The organism is Marinospirillum sp. (genome assembly GCF_044810985.1).
Classification (GTDB): Bacteria; Pseudomonadota; Gammaproteobacteria; order Pseudomonadales; family Halomonadaceae; genus Marinospirillum.
The window spans coordinates 1,088,704-1,109,383 of sequence record NZ_CP085242.1; the positions used below are offsets into that span (position 1 = coordinate 1,088,704).

Below are 20,680 nucleotides of genomic sequence, written 5' to 3' on the forward strand. Positions count from 1 at the left end.
CTGTAAGCTCTGGCTGCAACTTCCTGTTGCAGACAGCCTGCACAAGCAACACCTTGCACTTGTACGAAAATAAAGTGGAAGTTGTTGCTACCAGCATACAGGTGGAAGGCACCGACTAGGCCGGAGTGGTTTCAACGTTTTCAGCCGCTTTAGCTTGGTAGCTGACACTGATTTCCGAGAAGGCCTTGAGGTCTTCCGGGTTGAAACGTTCTTCAGCAATTTCAAAAGCATCAAAACCGCAGCGTTCCAGGTAGGCCAGGCGATCCCGTGCCACGTCACCCACGGCGCGCAGTTCGCCCTGGAAACCGGCGCGGCGCAGCAGGCGAGCCTGGCTGAAGCCACGGCCATCCCGAAACACTGGGAATTCGATGGCAATCAATTCCAGACGTTCCAGCCAGGGCAGCAGCAGTTCGTGTTCTTCTTCCGTCGTCAACAAAGCACCCAGGCGGCTGACTGCTTGCAGTTCAGCTTCATTCAGTTCAGCCAGTTTGGCAGCAGGCAAGACGACCGCTTCAGCCCAGGGTTGGGCTGGCAGTTGTTCGCTTTCAGCATCCGCTTGCAGAAAATGCCAGCTGTCCTCTTCAACCGCTTGGCGATTACGTAGCAGGGGCATAAAGTCGTTTCTCCTCATCAGAAGTTTCTTTGCCCCGCAGTCTAGCGGTTTCCATGACAAACAAAAAATACTAAGTAGAGCTTTTTATAGATCAACAAAGAATATAAAGTTTATTTCAACAGCCCGCTGTTGTGTGCCTGGCTGACCAGCCAACGCCGGAGTAGCTGAATACCGGCCTCCCGGCGGCGTGCCTGCTTCCAGGCAAAGTAAAAGTGATCCCCGGTGGCCACGGCATGACAAGGCAGACGGACAAAATCACCGCTGTCCTTCTGGTTGCTGAGCATATAATCGTTGGTCAGGGCAATGCCCTGATGAAAGCGCGCCGCTTCCAGCGCCAACAGCATATGGCTGAAATGCTGCAGTCTGGACCCGGACGGAAGGGCTTCTCCCGTGACAGCAAACCAGGCCTGCCAGTCACCTGCGGTACGCTGATAAATACTGTGGGTGGACAAAAGCGGATAGCGAATCAGGTCTGCAGTGCTCAGCCGAACCTCATCAGAATCCAGTTGCAACTCCCGTTGCATGCGATGCCAGTAATCCCGGCTCACCACCGGAAAAAGCTGCTCTTCATACAAAAGCTCATAATCAAAAGCCGCCGAGGTTTTCTGAATAGTGATGAAGCAGTCGGCCACCCGATCCGAAAGCACCGGATTTTCCCCGGTCATTTCCAGAGACAATTCCAGTTGCGGGCAGGCTTGCTGCAAGTTCGGCAGACGCGGCACCAGCCAGCGCACGGCAAAGGAGCTGTAAACACTCAGACGCAGGCTGGATTTTTCCTGCCCCAGTAGCCGCTCACTGGCCTTTTCCAGCTCCAGCAAAACTGAAGTGACCGCTTCCTGATACTGACGCCCCTCCTCAGTCAACTGCAAATGCCGACCACTGCGTAAAAACAAAGGCTCACCCAGATAGCTTTCCAGCTGCTTGATCTGATGACTCACGGCACTCTGAGTGATCGCCAGTTCCCGGGCAGCCTGTGAAAAGCTGTTCAGGCGGGCAACAGCCTCAAACACGGGCAGAGATTTCAGAGGTGGCAGCTTCATTATCTAATTTTCTAATAGCAGGTTATAAAAGATCATTTTATCAGATAAGTGGAGCCACCTAGAATAGCCAGCACTTCACGCACCAACAGAGCAAGAAAAGAAATGTCAGGAAAAACCATCAACAGCGCCATCTTTTTACTGATTCTGGGCAATGCCCTGGCTATTCTGTCCGATGTTTTCATCAAAATGCTGGAGCCGGGAACCCCGATTTTCCAGTTTGCTTTTCTGCGCTGTCTGATCACGGTACTGCTGCTGTTGCCTTTGAGCCAGCAAATCAATCGTCAACAGTTGTTTGCAGGGTGGAAAATGCATTGGCTGAGAGCCCATATTCACCTGGGCGGGATTGTTTGTATGGTTGTGGCACTGATGCACCTGCCGCTGGCGACGGCCAATGCCATTTTTTATGCGGCACCGTTAATCGTTTTGGTGTTTTCAGTGATGTTTTTTGGTGAAAAGCTGACACCCCTAAGTCTGATTGCTGTGATCAGTGGTTTTCTGGGGATTCTGGTGATTTTGCGGCCGGTGGAAGTCAACTGGGCAGCTGGCGCCGCTCTGGGTGCGGCCTTTGCCCTGGCGCTGAGTGCGCTGCTGGTTCGCAAGCTGCCCAGATCCCAGAGCACTGTCCACAAGCTGCTGCTGGGCTATCTCTTGATACTGCCCACTTCAGCCGTGTTGGCCTGGTGGGAAGGCGGTGGCTGGAACCCGGAATTACTGGGCTATGCCCTGGCCTCAGCCATTTTTATTCTCGGTTATAACATCACCGTGCTTCTGGCCTATCAGCAGGTGGATGCCAGCCAGGTGACCAGCGCCGAATACACCGGCCTGATCTGGGCCGTGGCTCTGGGCTGGATTTTCTTTGCCGAAGTCCCTGACCTCTGGTTTGTGATCGGCAGCAGCATGATCGTTATCCCACTGCTGCTGATCGCCTGGCGGCAAGGTCGAAAGCGTTTTTCAGGCTGGCTGATAAACCGCTTTCTTGAAGGGCTCCATCCCCACCCGTTCATAGGTCTGCAAAAAGCTTTCCCCTTCTTCACGCTGTTCCAGGTAGGTTTCCAGCAAGATGCGCAGGGTGGCGGGTACTTCTTCTGCCGGTACAGCCCGGCCCAGCACCTTGCCCAGTCTGGCATTTTCCGTGGCATTGCCGCCCAGGGTGATCTGATACCAGTCCTCGCCCTTTTTATCGACACCCAGAATGCCGATATGCCCGATATGGTGGTGCGCGCAGGCATTGATGCAACCGGACATGTTCAGCTGGATATCGCCCAGGTCATGCAGGTAATCCAGGTCTTCAAAGGCCTGATTGATTTCATCGGCAATATTCAGGGTCCGGGCATTGGCCAGGTTACAGAAATCAAAACCGGGGCAGACGATCATGTCGCTCAGGGTGTTGATATTGGCTCGGGCCAGATTGGCATCCTGCAGACGCTGCCAAAGCGCAAAAAGATCTTTTTGCTGAACGTCAGTCAGTACCAGGTTCTGATCCTGGGTTGAGCGGATTTCGCCAAAACTGAAAGTCTCAGCCAGGTCGGCCACGGTATCCATCTGCTGATGGGTGATATCACCGGGGGCACCCAGCAGGGGTTTCAGAGAAAGATGCACAATCCGGTATCCGGGAACCCGATGCGCCTGAGTGTTCTGCTGATACCAGATACGGAAATCCTGATTACTGCTCAGGGCCTGTTCCAGGCTGGTATCTTCAGCAGCGGCTGGATCATAAGCAAAGGGCTGGAAGTGCGCCTTGATTTCATCAATACGCTCCTGGGTCAGACGCAGCTCACCACCCTTGAGGTGCTGCCATTCCTCTTCCACCAGACGACGGAATTCTTCAATACCCTGGGCCGCAACCAGGATCTTGATTCGGGCCTTGTATTTGTTGTCACGCCGGCCTTTAAGGTTGTAAATCCGTAAAATCGCTTCCAGATAGCTGAACAGCTCTTCCGGTTCCAGATACTCGCGAATCACCTTGCCGATAAAGGGTGTGCGACCCAGACCGCCACCCACCAGCACCTTGAAGCCCTGCTCACCGGCTTCATTACGCACCAGCTCCAGACCGATATCATGCACGCGTGCTGACGCCCGATCACTGGGGCCACCGCTGACGGCAATCTTGAATTTGCGCGGCAGGTAGGCAAATTCCGGGTGCAAGGTGGACCACTGACGAATCAGCTCACACCAGGGACGCGGATCTTCCACCTCATCGGCTGCAACCCCGGCCAAGGGGTCTGTGGTAGTGTTGCGAATACAGTTGCCAGAAGTCTGAATGGCGTGCATCTGTACCTTGGCCAACTCAGCCAGAATATCCGGCACCTCTTCCAGCTTCGGCCAGTTGAACTGGAGGTTGGTGCGGGTGGTGAAATGGGCGTAACCCTTGTCCCAGGTTCGCGAGATGTGCGCAAAAGTCCGCATCTGCTCGGCAGAAAAAGTCCCGTAGGGGATCGCCACCCGCAACATGGGGGCCTGACGCTGAATGTAAAGACCATTCATCAGGCGCAGGGCCAGAAACTCTTCCTCCGGCAAATCACCGGCCAGAAAACGCCGTGTCTGATCGCGGTACTGAGCCACCCGGTCATCCACCAGTTGCTGATCGACTTCGTTATACCTGTACATAGGGCTAGGCCACCTTCTATAAAATGTTGACGACTGACTGGCTGCGGGCAAGAAAATTTTTACGCGTCCTGATCAACAAGATCGAGCCAAGCAGCTTCTTCAGCAATGAATGTCGGCAAGGGTAACGCCTCTGCTTTATAACATAAAATACTCAATTATCATTTTGATATAACCAAAACAATCCAGCCTCATATCCCCTAAAGCTATTACAAAATTCCCAGATATTCTTTTTGGTTTGAATAAACTCAAGGCATACTGCTGCCAATCAGAATCAACAGGAGTTTATCACATGCTTCAGCCAGCCCCTGAGCGGCTTACCCATCTCAAGCAACTGGAAGCGGAAAGCATTCACATTATCCGTGAAGTGGCCGCCAGTTTTGACAACCCGGTGATGCTCTATTCCGTCGGCAAGGATTCCACTGTGATGCTGCATCTGGCGCGCAAGGCTTTTGCGCCAGGTACGCCGCCTTTCCCACTGCTGCACGTGGACACCACCTGGAAATTCCGTGAGATGATCGAGTTTCGTAACCGCATGGCGAAAGAGGCGGGTATGGAATTACTGGTGCATATCAATCAGGAAGGGGTGGATATGAACATCAACCCCATGGTTCACGGGTCGGCCCTGCATACCGACATCATGAAAACCCAGAGCCTCAAGCAGGCGCTGGACAAGTACGGTTTTGATGCTGCCTTTGGCGGTGCCCGGCGGGATGAAGAAAAGTCCCGCGCCAAGGAGCGTATTTTCTCCTTCCGCGACAAGAACCACCGCTGGGACCCGAAAAACCAGCGCCCGGAACTCTGGAATCTCTACAACACCCAGGTCAAGAAAGGCGAAAGCATTCGCGTTTTCCCCCTGTCCAACTGGACGGAACTGGATATCTGGCAATACATCTGGCTGGAAAACCTGCCCATTGTCCCTCTTTATTATGCTGCTGAACGTCCTGTAGTTGAGCGCGATGGCACCTGGATCATGGTCGATGATGAACGCCTGCCCCTGGAAGACGGTGAAAAGCCCGAGATGAAATCCGTGCGCTTCAGAACCCTGGGTTGCTACCCGCTGACCGGCGCCATTGAATCCGAAGCGGCCACCCTGCCGGACATTATTCAGGAAATGCTGCTGACCACCACTTCCGAGCGCCAGGGCCGCATGATTGATAAGGATGCGCGCGGTTCCATGGAACAGAAAAAAATGGAGGGCTATTTCTAATGAGCCACCAGTCAGAATTGATCGCTGAAGATATTCACGCCTATCTCAAACAGCACGAAGACAAACAACTGCTGCGCCTTTTAACCTGTGGCAGTGTTGATGATGGCAAATCCACCCTCATCGGCCGTCTGCTGCACGACAGTAAAATGATCTATGAAGACCAGCTGGAAGCCCTGGAAAAGGACAGCAAAACCAGTGGCACCACGGGCGAAACCATGGATCTGGCCCTGCTGGTCGATGGCCTGCAAGCTGAACGCGAACAGGGCATCACCATTGATGTCGCCTACCGTTATTTCTCCACCACCCGGCGCAAATTCATTATTGCCGATACACCGGGTCATGAGCAGTACACCCGCAATATGGTTACCGGTGCATCCAACTGTGAGCTGGCGATTATTCTGATTGATGCCCGCAAAGGGGTTCAGGTACAAACCTGCCGCCATACCTATCTGGTCTCGCTGCTGGGCATCAAGCATCTGGTTGTGGCCGTCAACAAGATGGATCTGGTGGATTACAGCGAAGAAACCTTCAACCAGATCCGTGACGACTATCTGCAATTCACGGCAGGCCTGAACTTGCCCGAAGTGCATTTTGTACCCCTGTCCGCTCTGGATGGCGACAATGTCGTCAGCCCCTCAGCGAACATGGACTGGTACGCAGGTCAGCCACTGATGGAGCTGCTGGAAAGTGTGGACACCCAGGCGGATACCCGCCATCAGCCGCTGCGTTTCCCCGTGCAGTATGTGAATCGTCCTCACCTGAATTTTCGCGGTTATTGCGGGACTCTGACCTCCGGGCAGGTCAAGCCCGGCGATTCCATTACAGCCCTGCCCTCCGGCAAGACCAGTCGCGTCCAATCCATCGTCACCTATGAAGGTGAGCTGGAATCGGCCTATGCGCCCATGGCCGTGACTTTGACGCTGGAAGATGAAATCGATATTTCCCGGGGCGACCTGCTGGTGCGCACCGGAGAAGAGCCGCCGGTACTGGATCGCTTTGAAGCCGAACTGGTGTGGATGGCTGAAGAACCCCTGGTCCAGGGCAAAACCTATCTGCTCAAACTGGGCAGCAGTCAGATCAATGCCCGTATCACGGCTCTGCACTATAAAACCGAGGTCAACACCCTGGAGCACCAGGCTACTTCCAGCCTGGAACTCAATGAAATTGCCCGGGTGGAAATCCAACTGGAAAAACCTCTGGCGACTGATGCTTACCTGGATCTGCCCGGCACCGGCAGTTTCATCCTGATCGACCGCCTTAATCAGGCCACAGCCGCTGCCGGTATGATCCAGAAGGCCGGAGAAGATGCAGCCAGCCACGGCATCAGCAAACAAGCCGTCACCGCAGAAGAGCGCACAGCACGTCTGGGACAGCAACCCGCAAAAATCGAACTCAGTGGCGGAGACGCCAACCTGAGACGCGAACTGCTGCAGCAACTGGAACGCCTGCTGTTTGATCGTGGACGCCTGCCGCTGCAGCTGACCGAAGAAGAACTCAACACTGACCTGGCTCGCCAGCAGCCAGCACTGGAGCAACTGCTGCTCAGCAAAGGCTTCCTGTTGCTCACGGCCAGTGCTTCAGATCAGAAGGAACTCCAGGCCCAGATCAGCGGACTGGAAGCACCTCTGAACCTGCAAGCCGACACCGCAGTGCAAAGTCTCTTCCAGAAACTTAAAGAGCTGCGTATTATTTGATCGACCCCTACAGAGCCCAGGGAGAGGGCTCTGCAGGCTGATTATCCCTCTTCCTTCACCACATCAATGTAGTAGCCTTCCACACCCTCGACTTCTTCATGCACCAGGCCATGCACATCGGTTTCAAAACCGGGGAAGCGCTGGTTGAAGTCGCGGACAAACTGCAGGTAGCGCAGGATGCTGGCGTTGAAACGCTCGCCGGGTATCAGCAGGGGAATCCCCGGTGGATAGGGAGTCACCAGCATGGCGGTGATGCGACCTTCCAGCTCGTCAATCGGGCAGCGTTCGATCTGTCGGTGGGCCATTTTTGCCCAGGCATCCGCAGGCAGCATGGCCGGTTCAATTTTTGACAGATACATGTCCGTAGTGATCCGGGCCAGATCGTATTCACGATAAACCTGGTGAATGGAGTCACACAAATCCCGCAGGCCGGTTTTCTCGTACTGGGGGTGTTTGCTGACGAATTCCGGCATCACCCGCCAAAGCGGCCGGTTGCGATCATAGTCATCCTTGAACTGTTGCAACTCGGTGACCATGGAATTCCAACGGCCCTTGGTAATGCCGATGGTGAACATGATGAAGAAAGAATAGAGGCCGGTTTTTTCAATGATAATGCCATGCTCAGCCAGGTATTTGCTGACAATGGCGGCCGGGATGCCCTGATCATCAAATTTGCCATTCACATCCAGGCCTGGGGTGATGATGGTAGACTTGATGGGGTCGAGCATATTGAAACCGGTTTCTATATCTCCAAAGCCATGCCAGGTATCACCGGAATGAATCACCCAATCATCCCGGTCACCAATACCTTCGCCTTCGGTTAATTGATCCGGCCCCCAGACCTGAAACCACCAATCATCGGCACCAAATTCTTCATCCACCTTGCGCATGGCGCGGCGAAAATCGATGGCTTCATGGATGGATTCCTCCACCAGGGCACGACCACCGGGCTCTTCCATCATGGCTGCTGCCACATCACAAGAGGCAATAATCGCGTACTGAGGGCTCGTTGAAGAGTGCATTAGGTAGGATTCATTGAAACGATGCCTGTCCAGCTTACGGGTCTGGCTGTCCTGCACCAGAATCTGCGAAGCCTGAGAAAGACCCGCCAGCAGCTTGTGGGTGGACTGGGTGGCAAACACCAGAGTTTCTTCCGAGCGTGGCCGGTCATCGGCAATGGCATGCATGTCTTTGTAAAACTCATGGAAGGCGGCATGAGGCAGCCAGGCTTCATCAAAATGCAGGGTATCAATCCGATTACCCAACACCTTTTTGATTTCTTCGACGTTGTAAAGAATCCCGTCATAGGTGGACTGGGTGATGGTCAGGATGCGTGGCTTTTTGTTGGCAGCATTGCGGGCAAAGGGATTTTCGGCAATTTTCTTTTCCAGCGCCTCAGCGGTGAATTCGCTCTTGGGAATCGGGCCGATGATGCCGTAATGATTGCGGGTCGGCATCAGAAACACCGGTATGGCTCCGGTCATGATGATCGAATGCAAAATGGATTTATGGCAGTTGCGATCCACAACCACAACATCCCCTGGTGCCACCGTGGAGTGCCAGACCACCTTGTTGGAAGTGGAAGTACCGTTGGTGACAAAAAACAGGTGATCGCAACCAAAAATGCGTGCTGCGTTATGCTCGCTGTCGGCCACCGGGCCGGTGTGATCCAGCAGCTGGCCCAACTCATCCACGGCATTGCAGACATCGGCACGCAGCATATTCTCACCAAAAAACTGGTGGAACATCTGCCCCACGGGGCTTTTCAGGAAGGCCACGCCCCCGGAATGGCCGGGGCAATGCCAGGAGTAGGAAGAGTCACTGGCATAGTCCATCAAGGCATTGAAAAAAGGCGGTGCCAGAGCTTCCAGGTATTTTTTCGCTTCGCGGATAATATGGCGGGCCACAAATTCCGGCGTATCCTCGAACATGTGAATAAAACCATGCAATTCACGCAGGATAGCATTGGGAATATGCCGGGAGGTGCGGGTTTCACCATAGAGAAAAATGGGAATTTCTTCATTGCGCTTGCGCACTTCACGAATAAAACGGCCAATCTGATCCAGGGCTTTATCCACGCCTTCTTCGGCATGATCCGCAAATTCTTCGTCATCAATGGAGACGATGAAACAGGAGGCGCGACTGGCCTGTTGGGCAAAGGCGGTGAGATCACCATAACTGGTGTAACCGACTACCTCCATGCCTTCCTTGCCGATGGCCTCGGCCAGATCACGAATACCGGAACCGGAAATGTTTTCAGAACGAAAATCTTCATCAACAACAACGACAGGGAAGCGAAATTTCATGCGTGCGCACCTACCTAAAACAAGCAGAGGATAAAGCGCGCAATCTAACCCATCATCCGGTTGCTGACCAGAAAAAAATGCTGTCTTTTATTTCAGGTCACCAGCTCACATTCCGGCAAACGATAACCCACCCCGGAAAGCGTCTGAATTACCTCTTTGCAACCCAGCTTCTTGCGCAGACGGTGAATCAGCACCGCTATGGTTTCCGGGCTGGTATCCAGGCTGCCTCGACCGACAGCATCACTCAACTGCATTTTGGATAACGGCCGGTTTCCGGCTCTGACAAGCGCCAGAAGCAGATCAAATTCAGCACGGGTCAAACGCGCCGTCTGCCCCTCCTGGTTAACCAGCAGGCGGGTTCCTTCTTCCAGAGTCCAGTTCGCAAAGGACCAGGTTTTTTGCTTGACCTTAAAGCCGGGATTCTGCTGACGCAAACGGCGGTGTAAAAAATTCCTGATTCGCAACAGGAGTTCACGCTGGGAGCACCCTTGTGAAAGCACATCATCCGCGCCCATTTCCAAGGCCGCCAAACGCTGACTTTCCTCCGACTCGGCAATCAGAAACACAGGCACATCATCGCGTTGGCGTAATTTGCGCAGCACCACCAGGCTGCTTTCATCCTGAAATTCGCCCAAAACCACCAGGTCGTAGCGATGATAGTCCCAAAGTGCCAAAAACTCCCCGGCATCTCTTGCCTGTTCGGTTTGTACACCTTCCAGAGACAGCTGCTTTGCCAGTAGACCTCTCGGCTCGGGTCGGGAATCAACAAGCATGACCTGCTGGATAAGTTCATGGCCCATGGGCATCTCCGGGTTTATCACCAAACTCTGATTAAGCAAAGATTAACCCATCTTGAACCAGAAGTTGTCAGAAAAACTGGACAACCCAATCCATAAAGCCCACATAAAAGACCAAAGTATTACCACAAAGCCCACTCTTGTAGTTTTTCTACATAATAGCTATACTTAGGTCTAAGTTTTTTATGGCATCAGCTATTTGAGGTGGATTCATGGCAACCCATCAACAGCTTCTGGAATTGCTGCAAAGCAAAGACCCACTGCAATTACAACTGGCTTCGCTCCTGGAAACCAGTGACAGTGACTGGCTGCAGATTTTTGAGAAGCACCCGAAACTGGCCTTTATTCTGGCTCAGAACCCACGGCTACCTGCTTCCCTCGTCGATGAGCTGGCAAGGCACCCCAGCCCCAGGGTGCGCTACATGATTGCCTGCCATGGAAACCTGAGCTTTGAAGCCATGCAATACCTGCTGGAAGATGAAGAAGCTGCCATCCGTCTGGCCCTGGCCAAACGTGATGACCTGGATCAGCAGTTTACCAGTCAGCTTTTAGAAGACACCGATCCGGGTGTACGCCTGGCCTTGGATCGCTATCAGCCTCCTGTTCGGTCACTTCCCATGGCTTGCGGCTGGTAGAACCCTTTTTTCGTCGATTGACTTGAGTGCGAATATTGCACCGGGAGCAGCTGAAGCTGCTCCTTTTTTTTGCCTCTTTTTTCCGACCAAGTTATACACATTTACTGTGGATAAATCTGTTAAAAACCCTGTGGCAAGCGTCCCTGTTTCCCATAACAACTAGGTCAATGACAGATTGACTAAAAAGACACCACCCGAGTAGCGATCCTCTCCACAAAGCAGGAAAGATATCCAGAACATATTTTATCTTATTGATTTTAAAGAATTTTAAAAAATCAACCCCAACAACCCCCTTGACATGACCAGAAAGCGGCCTGTGTTTTCCAGGGCTTGGGGCCGCTCCGTCCAGGGTCACCTGATCTTAAGAAAAAATTAAATTCCGACCTGTGGACACTTGACAGAGGGCAGCAATTCTATCAACAGCTGACAAGCCCCACATGAGGCTGTTATTCTGGACAAAACCGTAACCCCTAGGATCGGCTGGAGAACATCATGCAACTCAAAGATAAGAACCTTTTTCGTCAACAGGCCTGGATCAATGGTGAATGGGTCTCAGCAGACTCAGGTGAAACCACCAAAATCTACAACCCCTCCAACAATGAACTCTTGGGAGAAGTACCCAACCTCGGGCAGGCAGAAACCCGGCGAGCTATTGAAAAAGCCGAAGCGGCCATGCCCGCCTGGCAAGCTCTGACCGCCAAGGAGCGAGGCAACTGTCTGCGCAAATGGTTTGACTTGATGATGGAAAACCAGGAAGACCTGGGTCGCATCATGACGCTGGAACAGGGCAAGCCCTTTCCAGAAGCCAAGGGCGAGATTGCCTATGCCGCCTCTTTTGTAGAATGGTTTGCTGAAGAAGCCAAGCGGGTGAACGGGGAAACCCTCCCCGGCCACCAGCCTGACAAGCGTATTCTGGTCATCAAACAGGCCATCGGTGTGGCGGCTGCCATCACCCCCTGGAACTTTCCGGCCGCCATGATCACCCGCAAGGTGGCTCCAGCACTGGCTGCCGGTTGTGCCATGGTCGTCAAACCAGCCCCTCAGACTCCTTTTTCCGCTCTGGCCCTGGCGGAACTGGCCCAGCGGGCCGGTATTCCAGCGGGTATTCTCAACATCCTGCCTGCTGATGTGAATAACGCCCGCGAAGTGGGTGCAGAAATGTGCGCCAACCCCACCGTGCGCAAACTTTCATTCACGGGGTCAACCGCTGTCGGCAGCAAGCTGATGGAACAATGTGCCCCGACCATCAAAAAGCTTTCCCTGGAGTTGGGTGGCAATGCCCCCTTTATTGTTTTTGATGATGCCGATCTGGATGCTGCCGTGGAAGGAGCCATGCTTTCCAAGTACCGCAATGCCGGTCAGACCTGTGTCTGTGCCAACCGCATCTACGTTCAGGAAGGTGTTTATGAAGCCTTTGCAGAAAAACTCAGTGCGGCTGTCAAAAAATTGAAAGTCGGTGATGGCTTTGAAGAAGGCGTCAGCATCGGTCCCCTGATCAACCAGGAAGCCGTAGACAAGGTCAACCGTCACCTGGAAGATGCCCTCAGCAAGGGTGCCAAAATCCATACCGGGGGCGAAAAACACTCTAAAGGCGGCACCTTCATGACCCCCACCATTATCACTGGGGCCAGCCAGGACATGCTGTTGGCCGACGAAGAAACCTTCGGACCTCTTGCCCCTCTCTTCAAATTCCAGAATGAAGAAGAAGTGATCCAAATGGCCAATGACACTGAATTTGGTCTGGCGGCTTACTTCTATGCCAAAGACTTGAGCCGCGTCTGGAAAACCGCTGAAGCCCTGGAATACGGCATGGTCGGCATCAACACCGGTATCATTTCCACGGAAATTGCGCCCTTCGGTGGCGTCAAATCCTCCGGCCTGGGACGCGAAGGCTCCCACCACGGTATTGAAGAATACCTGGAAATGAAATATCTGTGCATGAGCGTTTAGGATGCCAGCAACCAAGATCAAGCTGGCTGAGCATTATGCCGATACGCATCTGGCCGAGCGTTTGCGCGAAGCTCTGGTGGCTGAAGGACTCAACCCCGAGCAACTGACTCTGGATGACCTGGCAGCCATCGACCAGTTGCATGTCGGGGGTCGCAAGGCCAGTCGCGAACTCGCTGATGAAGCCGGCTTCCAACCCGGACAAAAAGTTCTGGATCTGGGCTGTGGAACCGGCGGCAGCAGTCGCCTGCTGGAAGCGGAGTATGGCGTCCAGGTGGTCGGGGTGGATATCACCCCACCCTTTATCCAAGTCGCACGCTGGTTAAGCCAGGCAACCGGGCTGGATGCGCGCAGTGAGTTCATCTGCTGCGATGCCCAGCAATTACCGCTGGAAGATCAGCAGTTTGATGCCGTCTGGAGCCAGCATACCCTGATGAATCTACCGGATCTCCAGCAGGGGCTGCAGGAAATCCACCGGGTACTCAAACCGGGTGGTCGCTTGTTGCTTCATGAAGTGTTTCAGGGCGAAAACCCTGAGCCCCTGGCCTTGCCGGTCCCCTGGGCGGAAGAAGCCGCCCACAGCCATCTGAAAACACCGCAAGAACTGGAACTCTTGCTGCAAGAAGCAGGTTTTGCACCCATCTTCCAGCAAGAAGTCACCGAAGAAGCCTTGCAGTGGCGCAGGAAACACACCGAACGCGAAACCCGCGGCCAGGCACAGATCCTCACCCCGCAACTGATTTTCGGCCCCCGCTTTCTGCAAATGGGTAAAAACCTGATGGATAATCTGGCCAGTGGCAAGGTCAGACTGTTTCAGGCGGGCTGGCAGAAAGTTTAAAAACGCCCGCTTCCTTTGGCTTCCAGTCGCTGACCGGGAGCTGATTCTCCTTCCCGTGCTGCACTCTGATTGCGCCAGCCCAACATTCTTAACAAAGTGGCCATTTGGGCTGTTTCATCAACCCAGGCTTCACCGGTGAAAGACCAGCGCTCAGTAGTAACCTGGCCTTCCAGCTCCAACTCATGCTCATCGGCAATCGTGGAGGTCGCGTGCCAGTGAAGCTCGTCAACTGCTGGGCAGGCGGGCTCCAAACCAACCCGCCCCAGATCAACAGTCATGGGGTTTTTGAGGCGAATCACCCCTTGCCAGTTGCCCTGGAATTCAAGACACTGCAACTGACCCTCTTGGACTTGAAACTGCGCCTGCAGTTGTCCTTCCAGGCGTCCCTGCAAGGTTACCGGCAAGCCCTGAATAACTTCCAGACTTCCAGCTTCAACACCCAGTTTCACCGAACCAGTCGGGCTGAGTGCCAGGCGCACTTGCCAGGGCAGGGGTTCTTCACCGAGTTGCACATCAAGTCTTGGTTGCAAAAGCGCCAGACGCCACCAGGGCAGTTGCCATTTCACCAGAGCGACTTCAGCACCGGCCATTTGCAGATCACGGGCCTGGCCCCGACCCAGATGCCCTTCAAAAGCCTGGGCATCAAGTTGCTTCACCTGCTGAAGGGTTTGAGCAGGCAGGTAACGGCTTATCCAACCCTGCTGAGCCTGATAAACCAGCCAGCCCATCGGAGCTTGATGGATCAGGGTGGTCAGGAAAATCCAACCGAGTAGGAACACCAGCAGCAATACCAGCAGGGCTTTCTTTAAAAATTTCATAGAGGACGCAACTCCACTTTGAGTTTCACCGGACGCTCTTGCATTTGCACAGCATCCCAGTGCCAGCCCTGCTCGGCTGCAGCCTGTAAAAAGCGCTGTACCTGATGCTGGCTTCCTGCCTGAGCCTTGAGCAACCAGCGCCCGGCTTCTTCATTGGCCTGGACCTGACGCAACCCCTGACTCTGAGCCAGCGCCTGCCAGCGACGCTCAGTCATGGCTTGTACCGGTTGCAGTTGCCCACGCAGCCCCTGCAGATAACTGAGCAAACGCTCATCATCACTCTGTTGCTGAGCCCCAGCGCCTGCTTCATGGCCTTCGCGCAGAGGCTCCCAGACCAGCAGATAGAGGGCCAGCAAAATAATAACCGGTCCGCCCAGTTTGATCAGGCGCTGCTCTCGGGCCTCCAATCCGGCCCAGTAGTCCTTGAGTTGATGGATCATAGTGAATTCTCCCAACGGGCTTGCCTGTCAGTGAAAGTCCAGTGTCCATCCAACTGGCGCAAGCGGGCCTGATCAGCTGCCTCAACACCCTCTATCTGAGCCGTCAGGCCTTGCTCACCCAGGCTCAATGCCTGCAATTCCAGATGATCCAGCCGGCTTAGCACTTGCTGCAATTCACTCCAGGCATCCAGGCGTTGCTGCTGCCACTGGCGATGTTCCTGCAGCAATTCCAGGCGTCTTTGTGCCTGTTGACGCAGGTTTCGCAAGGGCACCTCTTCGCCCAGAAGCTCACGCGCAAGCTGCTCCAGTTGTTCCTGACGAGCCGGGCTGTCGGCCGAAGCCAGTTGCTGAAAAGACAGATGACCCGCCAGAAAAACCACAACCAGCAACCAGGGAAAGATCAGGGCGAAGGAGGTTCTGAGTTGTTTGATTCGACGCAAAGGACGCAGAAGAGCCTGTAAGGATGAAGAAGGCCAGAGGTTGACTTGGGGTGGCAGGTGTTCTGCCAGAAAAGGCACCAGAGCCTTTTGCGGCAGCTGCTCGGTTTCCAGTGGCAGAGAACCTTTCAGAAGCCCGGATGCCTGGTGCACTGTTTCAGGCAAGAGTAAAAGCTTCTGCTCGTCGGCCTGGTAATGCCACACCCAGCCGCTTTCTGCCAGCACCAGATCATCTTCCGGGCTGGCCTGAGCAAAGGCAAGAGCTTCGGGAATCCAGCGATCAACGCGAACACCCTGGCTTTCCAGGCGGGTTTGCCAGGCCTCTGCCTGCCGATGATCCAGAGTTGCGGTCAGCAGTTGGCGACCTTTTTTCTGCAAGGGCAGTACTTCAACTTCTTCCAGAGGCTGACAAAGCTGATCTTCCAGCAGCAATTCTGCCTCACCGGGTTTGACCCCCGGTGGCAACTGCAGCCAGTCAAGACGCAGGCCACGGGCATCCAGCAACACCTGCGCCGGTCGTTTATAGCTCAGCTCGGCAGCTTCCGGCCAGCTGATCTGCCGAGGCGCAGAGGCAACAGGCAGCCACCAGAGCTGGTCATCATCCGCCGTCACCGCCAGGCGAATCACCAGTTCATCCCGGCGGGGGGCAGCCTTGTGTTTAACGAATTGCTCAATCAGTGATTTCATTTTCTTCCTGCACTCTGTCCTGCAAACTGATACGCCCATCCACCGGTCCCCAGCGCCGGGCATACACACGGGTCTGGGCATCCGGGCTTAAATAAATGTCGCTTTCAAAAATCAGTTGCCTGTCATTCAAATTCATTTCAATGCTGACCCGGTAATAATCACTGACAAACATCAGCCGCCCCCCGACCCTTTGCCGCCAGGCAGAATCTTCGGGCAACCAGGTTTCACCCAGATCACCCCAGAATTCAGCCAGAGCGGTGTAACCCACTTCCGGGCGTTGCTGCCACCATTCTTCCAGAGCGACCAGGGGCACCTGCCCTTCCATCAGTGCCCAGAGCAGAGGCAGCCGTTGTCTGGGCAACGTATTGATATTCAAGCGTAAACGGGTATCCGGCAATAAACAGATGCCCGCCGGTAACTGCCGAAAACGGCTGCGATTTTCCGGCTGCAGCCAGTTGATTTCACTCAAATCAACCAGAGGTTGATTGGCAGCGACTCTGGGTGGCTCCTGCAGCAGATACTGTCCGGTTTCTGCGCCATACACCAGTGCTTCATTGTCCGCATCCATCCAGTCACGGGCACGATCCAGAAACTCTTCCGGCAAGAGATCCTCCAGCCACCGATCTTCCTGTTCCAGCTGGTTGATATACAAGCGCCAGGGCAAAAGACTTTGCAAATCCAGGCTGGCTTCCTGAGAATTCAGACCGGCCAGATGATTGAGGTTATAGCAGCTGCGCAGGTCGGTCACGGTCAGACTCAGCATCCCCTCATCCACCGGATAGGCCACCGGCTCGCCGCGCAGGGTATTCCACCAGCGAGGCTGTTCACGAATGCGTCCATCCGTGAGTACCTGACGCGCCAGGGTTTCAGCCCCCAGCATATAAGCCCAGCCCTGCTGTTGCAGATAGCGGCCTTCAATTCGTTCCAGATCCTGACGGCTGGCATTCTGTATCTGGGTCAGTGCCAGAGTGATCACGACCAGAATCATTAATACCGAAAGCAGCGCCACCCCACCCTGATTAACTATTGCGCTTGGTGATGCTGCGTTGAAACTCTTCTCAAAATGCTCATTTACTGCTGGTAAACTCCGCTTTTTCAAATCCTTTCGCCTTGCCTGACCTGCGCTCATGACGTTAATGAATTTTTTAACCATCGCCGCCTCCTGAGGAACCGGCAGGAGTAATGCGAATGGCTTCGGGCAGCAACATCAGGCGTTGGTAGTCTTCGCCTTTCCAGGTCAGACTCAGGCGTACTGCTGCAGGAAGCTGACCGCCGGGCAGGGTGGTCTGCCAGCTTTGCTGGTGGTAAAAGGCCCAGTTGAGATCCGTCACCTGTTGCAAGCGATCCACGGGAGTCCAGGAGTGTTCTTCTGCAGCATCCAGCAACCCGCTGGCGGCCAGAGTCAGTTGCTCCTCCTCATCATCCCACTGCAATCGCCAGAGCCGCAGACGGGTGGAGTAATCCTGCAGCGGCAGCACCCACTGTCCGGCACTGACCCAGTAAAGCTCACGGGCATCATTCATCAGCAACAGAGAGCCATCACCCAGGCCTTGTCCCAACTCATGCGGCCTGCGCACCACCAACTGGTTGAGCTGCCGATCCACACGGGTCAGAAAATCCACCAGCTTTTCGGCTCCTTCCTGACGGGCTTCACTCAACTGGGAACGGGCATCCAGCACTTGTGAAACCAGCAGAGTCAGAGCAACCGCCAGGGCAGCCATGATAGCCAGAGCCACCATCACTTCAATGAGGGTGAAACCCTTTTCATTTCTGATCTTCATTGCCCGACAAACCCGGACATTCCAGCCAGTTGATAGCTACGCTGTGAAGAAGAAAAAACCTGAATATCCACACGCCGCATCGTCGGCAAGGGCGTTCCCTGAACCTCCACCCGCCAGAAGCAGGTCTGATCGCCATAATCCTCTTCGCCTTCTTCACGACCCACTTCGGGAAAGTCTTCACGCAGCATCCATTCAACCAGCAGGTTATCAGCACACAACTGCCCCAGCGCCCTTTGTTCCGCAGCCAGGCGGATGTCAATGGCACGGCTAACCACTTCATTGGCCACCCCGGCCATAATCGCAAGAATGAAAAGCGCCACCAGCACTTCAACCAGAGTCAGACCCTGTTGTTTATCAGCTTGCCCATGTACTTGCTGTTTAATTGCCATCACCCAGATCCAGAAGTTCGTAACTCTGTGCCTGCAAACGCACCTGACGCTGTGTATCGCCGAGCATCAGGGTCAGAGTCGCCGGAGTGACTTCGCCACTGGGAAAAAACACCAGACTGGGCTGAGCCACTTCCTCTGCGTCCCCCCCCTCTTCACCTTCCAGCCCTTCGGGTTTTTCCGCAAGCCTGACACCCTGCTTCCAGGGCCGTTCCGGCAAACCGCGAGTAGTGTACTTCTGCCAGACACCGCGGGAGTCTCGGATCGAAAAATAATAACCCTGCTCCTGAACATGCCAGCCCACCAGACGGTGCTGGTTCAAAGCCAGATCCCTAGCAAAGGTGAAATCCTCCAGCAACTGCCGGGCCTGCTGATCCACCTGAGTCTGATCGTCCCGCCCCAGAGTCACCACCGCCAGTGAAGTGGTCAGGGCAATGATAAACACCACCACCAGCACTTCCAGCAGCGTAAACCCCCGCTGTTTCACTAGAGCTGCCAGTTACCGATATCGGCATTCAGGTCTTCTCCACCCTCGCGGCCATCGGCACCCAGAGAATAGATATCCACTCGACCGTGTTCACCGGGCTGACGGTACTGGTAGTCATTTCCCCAGGGGTCGCTGGGCAAACGCCGAATATAGCCATTTTCGCGATAGTTTTTGGGTTCCGGTGCCACACTGGGCTTCTCCACCAAAGCATCCAGGCCTTGCTCTGTAGTGGGGTAATTGAAGTTATCCAGGCGGTACATCTCCAGCGCCTGTTCAAGACTGGACAGATCCGCCCTGGCTTTCTGCACCATGGCCTTGTCCTGATTATCCAGCACATTGGGCGCAACAATCGCCACCAGAAGGCCGATAATCACCAGCACCACCATCACTTCCAGCAGGGTAAAACCCTTTTGTTTTTTTACACGCTGCATTTTTCACTTCCTTCAGTTTCGCTTGAAATTTCGAATACTCATTCAGTACAGCTGCTTACTCGCAAGCCGGATAGCGCCATGGATGCAAGGTGCCGCCAATTCAGGCTGTCTGCAACAGGAAGTTGCAGCCAGAGCTTACAGGGATGTATTCACGCGTCCTGAATGGCGGTGCCTTGCAGCCGTGTTCCACAAAACTCCAGGGGCGGTAAGATTTTCAGCCAATTACCTTGCAAAAGCACCCGGCTGAGCAGCCCCTACAAATTCAATACATTATTCAACTGCATGATCGGCAGCAGGATGGCGAGCACGATGGTCAGCACCACCCCACCCATAAACAAGATCATCAAAGGCTCAAACAGCGACAGGCTGACATCCACCTTCTGCTGGAATTCGCCATCCTGCAAATCCGCCACGCGGGTCAGCATCTGATCCAGCTCACCACTGGCTTCACCACTGGCAACCATGTAAACCATCATCGGCGGGAATTCACCACTGGCTTCCAGCGCCCGATGCAGGCTAACGCCTTCTCTGACCTGATCGACAACCACTTCCACCTTCTGTTGCAGATAGATATTCCCCAGAGTTCCACGGGCGACTTTCAAACCTTCCAGCAGGGGAATACCACTGCCGGTCAGAATCGCCACCGTCCGTGACAGCCGCGCGGTATTGAGGGCACGGCTGAGTTTACCCAGCAGGGGCAGGCCCAGAATCCGCTGATGCCAGGCCAGTTTGATCGCCGGTTTTTGCAATAAAAAGCGCATCAGTACCAGCAACAACGCCAGCACTATTGCCGCAGCCACACCCCAGTCACGGATGGCATCACTCAACCAGATCAGCCCACGGGTAATCGCAGGCAGGGTCTGGCCGGCATGCTCAAACTGGCTGACAATTCGGGGCACCACAAAACTCATCAGGGCAATCACGATGGCCAGGGAAACCAGTGTCAGCAGCACTGGATACACCAGTGCCATGGTCGCTTTCTGGCGTTGTTTCTGGCTGGTTTCCAGATAATCAGCCAAGCGCATCAGCACCTGATCCAGGCGACCGGCCTTTTCACCCGCAGCCACCAGAGCCACATAAAGATTTTCAAACGTATTCGGCCAGTTCTGCAGACTCTCGGCCAGGCTGTGGCCTTCACGAACGCGGGTTCTCAAGCCCAGCAAGAGGCTGCGTTGTTTGTCATTTTCCGCCTGCTTGCTCAGAGTTTCCAGAGCATTTTCCAGAGGCAGGCCCGCTGCAACCAGGGTGGCCAACTGACGGGTGAACAGGGTTTTCTGATCATGGGCGAGATGTCCGGCACGGGGTTTGGCCCGAACTTTTCCCCTGGATTTTTCCACTGAGCTGCGTTCGACTTTACGGGGGAAGAGCCCCTGATCCCGCAACAGCTGACGGGCATGACGCTCGGTTTCTGCTTCCAGAACCCCTTTGCGGGTTTTGCCCTGGGCGTCCAGAGCCTGATATTGAAAAGAATCCATCGTCTAGAAAACCTATGATTAACTATTACGCTTGGTGATGCTGCGTTAAAATCT

The 20,680-nt window shown here is 54.4% G+C and carries 19 protein-coding genes and 1 pseudogene; 6 read left to right on the forward strand and 14 right to left on the reverse strand.

The genetic code is table 11. The features are described 5' to 3' along the window. Nucleotides 1–115: 115 nt before the first annotated feature. Both LG323_RS05195 and LG323_RS05200 read right to left on the reverse strand, forming a co-directional pair. A complete protein-coding gene (locus tag LG323_RS05195; RefSeq protein ID WP_404419641.1) occupies nucleotides 116–613 on the reverse strand; it encodes a DUF934 domain-containing protein in 498 nt (165 codons plus the stop codon). 110 nt (nucleotides 614–723) lie between these two features. After that, complete coding sequence (locus tag LG323_RS05200; protein WP_404419643.1) at nucleotides 724–1,653, reverse strand: LysR family transcriptional regulator; 930 nt, start codon at nucleotides 1,651–1,653, stop codon at nucleotides 724–726. A gap of 102 nt (nucleotides 1,654–1,755) precedes the next feature. On the opposite strand from LG323_RS05200, the pseudogene LG323_RS05205 reads away from it, so the two are divergent. Beyond that, nucleotides 1,756–2,520: pseudogene (locus LG323_RS05205) on the forward strand (DMT family transporter); the annotation flags it as partial. 84 nt (nucleotides 2,521–2,604) lie between these two features. On the opposite strand, the gene LG323_RS05210 reads toward LG323_RS05205, so the two are convergent. Next, nucleotides 2,605–4,260 (reverse strand): nitrite/sulfite reductase, encoded by a 1,656-nt coding sequence (locus tag LG323_RS05210; protein ID WP_404419645.1) that lies wholly within the window; start codon nucleotides 4,258–4,260, stop codon nucleotides 2,605–2,607. A gap of 289 nt (nucleotides 4,261–4,549) precedes the next feature. On the opposite strand from LG323_RS05210, the gene cysD reads away from it, so the two are divergent. Then, nucleotides 4,550–5,467: a sulfate adenylyltransferase subunit CysD gene (gene cysD, locus LG323_RS05215; protein ID WP_310697164.1), complete on the forward strand. Its 918-nt coding sequence runs from the start codon at nucleotides 4,550–4,552 to the stop codon at nucleotides 5,465–5,467. Next, nucleotides 5,467–7,161 (forward strand): sulfate adenylyltransferase subunit CysN, encoded by a 1,695-nt coding sequence (cysN, locus tag LG323_RS05220; protein ID WP_404419648.1) that lies wholly within the window; start codon nucleotides 5,467–5,469, stop codon nucleotides 7,159–7,161. The genes cysD and cysN overlap by 1 nt, the downstream gene beginning before the upstream one ends. A 41-nt stretch (nucleotides 7,162–7,202) precedes the next feature. Here the strand turns inward: cysN and LG323_RS05225 are convergent, their stop codons facing one another. Then, nucleotides 7,203–9,467 carry an Orn/Lys/Arg decarboxylase N-terminal domain-containing protein gene (locus LG323_RS05225; protein WP_404419650.1) on the reverse strand — a complete coding sequence of 755 codons (2,265 nt, stop codon included), beginning with the start codon at nucleotides 9,465–9,467 and terminating at the stop codon, nucleotides 7,203–7,205. A gap of 92 nt (nucleotides 9,468–9,559) precedes the next feature. After that, nucleotides 9,560–10,267: a response regulator transcription factor gene (locus LG323_RS05230; protein WP_404419651.1), complete on the reverse strand. Its 708-nt coding sequence runs from the start codon at nucleotides 10,265–10,267 to the stop codon at nucleotides 9,560–9,562. Nucleotides 10,268–10,476: 209 nt separating this feature from the next. Between LG323_RS05230 and LG323_RS05235 the strand changes: the two genes are divergently transcribed. The 3 genes from LG323_RS05235 (at nucleotide 10,477) to LG323_RS05245 (ending at nucleotide 13,684) form a co-directional block, all read left to right on the forward strand. Continuing rightward, nucleotides 10,477–10,899: a hypothetical protein gene (locus LG323_RS05235; protein WP_404419653.1), complete on the forward strand. Its 423-nt coding sequence runs from the start codon at nucleotides 10,477–10,479 to the stop codon at nucleotides 10,897–10,899. 492 nt (nucleotides 10,900–11,391) lie between these two features. Then, the gene (gabD, locus tag LG323_RS05240) at nucleotides 11,392–12,849 is read left to right on the forward strand and encodes an NADP-dependent succinate-semialdehyde dehydrogenase (protein WP_404419655.1); all 1,458 of its coding nucleotides are present in this window, start codon (nucleotides 11,392–11,394) and stop codon (nucleotides 12,847–12,849) included. Between the two features lies 1 nt (nucleotide 12,850). Further along, on the forward strand, nucleotides 12,851–13,684 hold the full coding sequence (locus LG323_RS05245; RefSeq protein ID WP_404419657.1) for a class I SAM-dependent methyltransferase: 834 nt from the start codon (nucleotides 12,851–12,853) through the stop codon (nucleotides 13,682–13,684). Here LG323_RS05245 and gspN read toward each other — a convergent pair. The 9 genes from gspN to gspF all read right to left on the reverse strand — a co-directional run bounded on the left by gspN (nucleotide 13,681) and on the right by gspF (nucleotide 20,626). Beyond that, nucleotides 13,681–14,502: a type II secretion system protein N gene (gspN, locus tag LG323_RS05250; protein WP_404419659.1), complete on the reverse strand. Its 822-nt coding sequence runs from the start codon at nucleotides 14,500–14,502 to the stop codon at nucleotides 13,681–13,683. The genes LG323_RS05245 and gspN overlap by 4 nt on opposite strands. Next, on the reverse strand, nucleotides 14,499–14,942 hold the full coding sequence (gene gspM / locus LG323_RS05255) for a type II secretion system protein GspM (protein ID WP_404419661.1): 444 nt from the start codon (nucleotides 14,940–14,942) through the stop codon (nucleotides 14,499–14,501). The genes gspN and gspM overlap by 4 nt, the downstream gene beginning before the upstream one ends. Beyond that, the gene (locus LG323_RS05260; RefSeq protein WP_404419663.1) at nucleotides 14,939–16,066 is read right to left on the reverse strand and encodes a hypothetical protein; all 1,128 of its coding nucleotides are present in this window, start codon (nucleotides 16,064–16,066) and stop codon (nucleotides 14,939–14,941) included. The genes gspM and LG323_RS05260 overlap by 4 nt, the downstream gene beginning before the upstream one ends. Beyond that, entirely contained in the window at nucleotides 16,050–17,054 is a 1,005-nt protein-coding gene (gene gspK / locus LG323_RS05265; protein WP_404419665.1) for a type II secretion system minor pseudopilin GspK, read from the reverse strand. Before gspK ends, LG323_RS05260 begins: the two co-directional genes overlap by 17 nt. Before the next feature lie 157 nt (nucleotides 17,055–17,211). Then, nucleotides 17,212–17,847, reverse strand: coding sequence for a type II secretion system minor pseudopilin GspJ (gene gspJ, locus LG323_RS05270; RefSeq protein WP_404419667.1), 636 nt, complete (start codon nucleotides 17,845–17,847; stop codon nucleotides 17,212–17,214). Then, complete coding sequence (gene gspI, locus LG323_RS05275; protein ID WP_404419669.1) at nucleotides 17,844–18,236, reverse strand: type II secretion system minor pseudopilin GspI; 393 nt, start codon at nucleotides 18,234–18,236, stop codon at nucleotides 17,844–17,846. Before gspI ends, gspJ begins: the two co-directional genes overlap by 4 nt. Beyond that, entirely contained in the window at nucleotides 18,226–18,720 is a 495-nt protein-coding gene (gene gspH, locus LG323_RS05280; RefSeq protein ID WP_404419671.1) for a type II secretion system minor pseudopilin GspH, read from the reverse strand. The genes gspI and gspH overlap by 11 nt, the downstream gene beginning before the upstream one ends. Then, nucleotides 18,720–19,151: a type II secretion system major pseudopilin GspG gene (gspG, locus tag LG323_RS05285; protein ID WP_404419672.1), complete on the reverse strand. Its 432-nt coding sequence runs from the start codon at nucleotides 19,149–19,151 to the stop codon at nucleotides 18,720–18,722. The genes gspH and gspG overlap by 1 nt, the downstream gene beginning before the upstream one ends. Before the next feature lie 254 nt (nucleotides 19,152–19,405). Then, a complete protein-coding gene (gspF, locus tag LG323_RS05290) occupies nucleotides 19,406–20,626 on the reverse strand; it encodes a type II secretion system inner membrane protein GspF (RefSeq protein WP_404419674.1) in 1,221 nt (406 codons plus the stop codon). Nucleotides 20,627–20,680: the final 54 nt, after the last annotated feature.

Bases quoted from the DNA above. Each gene is read 5' to 3' on its own strand.
- LG323_RS05195 (WP_404419641.1), bottom strand. From the start codon at position 613: ATGCCCCTGCTACGTAATCGCCAAGCGGTTGAAGAGGACAGCTGGCAT.
- gspK (WP_404419665.1), bottom strand. From the start codon at position 17,054: ATGATTCTGGTCGTGATCACTCTGGCACTGACCCAGATACAGAATGCC.
- LG323_RS05260 (WP_404419663.1), bottom strand. From the start codon at position 16,066: ATGAAATCACTGATTGAGCAATTCGTTAAACACAAGGCTGCCCCCCGC.
- gspG (WP_404419672.1), bottom strand. From the start codon at position 19,151: ATGCAGCGTGTAAAAAAACAAAAGGGTTTTACCCTGCTGGAAGTGATG.
- gspI (WP_404419669.1), bottom strand. From the start codon at position 18,236: ATGGCAATTAAACAGCAAGTACATGGGCAAGCTGATAAACAACAGGGT.
- gspJ (WP_404419667.1), bottom strand. From the start codon at position 17,847: ATGAAGATCAGAAATGAAAAGGGTTTCACCCTCATTGAAGTGATGGTG.
- LG323_RS05210 (WP_404419645.1), bottom strand. From the start codon at position 4,260: ATGTACAGGTATAACGAAGTCGATCAGCAACTGGTGGATGACCGGGTG.
- gabD (WP_404419655.1), top strand. From the start codon at position 11,392: ATGCAACTCAAAGATAAGAACCTTTTTCGTCAACAGGCCTGGATCAAT.
- cysD (WP_310697164.1), top strand. From the start codon at position 4,550: ATGCTTCAGCCAGCCCCTGAGCGGCTTACCCATCTCAAGCAACTGGAA.
- gspF (WP_404419674.1), bottom strand. From the start codon at position 20,626: ATGGATTCTTTTCAATATCAGGCTCTGGACGCCCAGGGCAAAACCCGC.
- cysN (WP_404419648.1), top strand. From the start codon at position 5,467: ATGAGCCACCAGTCAGAATTGATCGCTGAAGATATTCACGCCTATCTC.
- gspN (WP_404419659.1), bottom strand. From the start codon at position 14,502: ATGAAATTTTTAAAGAAAGCCCTGCTGGTATTGCTGCTGGTGTTCCTA.
- LG323_RS05200 (WP_404419643.1), bottom strand. From the start codon at position 1,653: ATGAAGCTGCCACCTCTGAAATCTCTGCCCGTGTTTGAGGCTGTTGCC.
- gspM (WP_404419661.1), bottom strand. From the start codon at position 14,942: ATGATCCATCAACTCAAGGACTACTGGGCCGGATTGGAGGCCCGAGAG.
- LG323_RS05225 (WP_404419650.1), bottom strand. From the start codon at position 9,467: ATGAAATTTCGCTTCCCTGTCGTTGTTGTTGATGAAGATTTTCGTTCT.
- LG323_RS05235 (WP_404419653.1), top strand. From the start codon at position 10,477: ATGGCAACCCATCAACAGCTTCTGGAATTGCTGCAAAGCAAAGACCCA.
- LG323_RS05230 (WP_404419651.1), bottom strand. From the start codon at position 10,267: ATGGGCCATGAACTTATCCAGCAGGTCATGCTTGTTGATTCCCGACCC.
- LG323_RS05245 (WP_404419657.1), top strand. From the start codon at position 12,851: ATGCCAGCAACCAAGATCAAGCTGGCTGAGCATTATGCCGATACGCAT.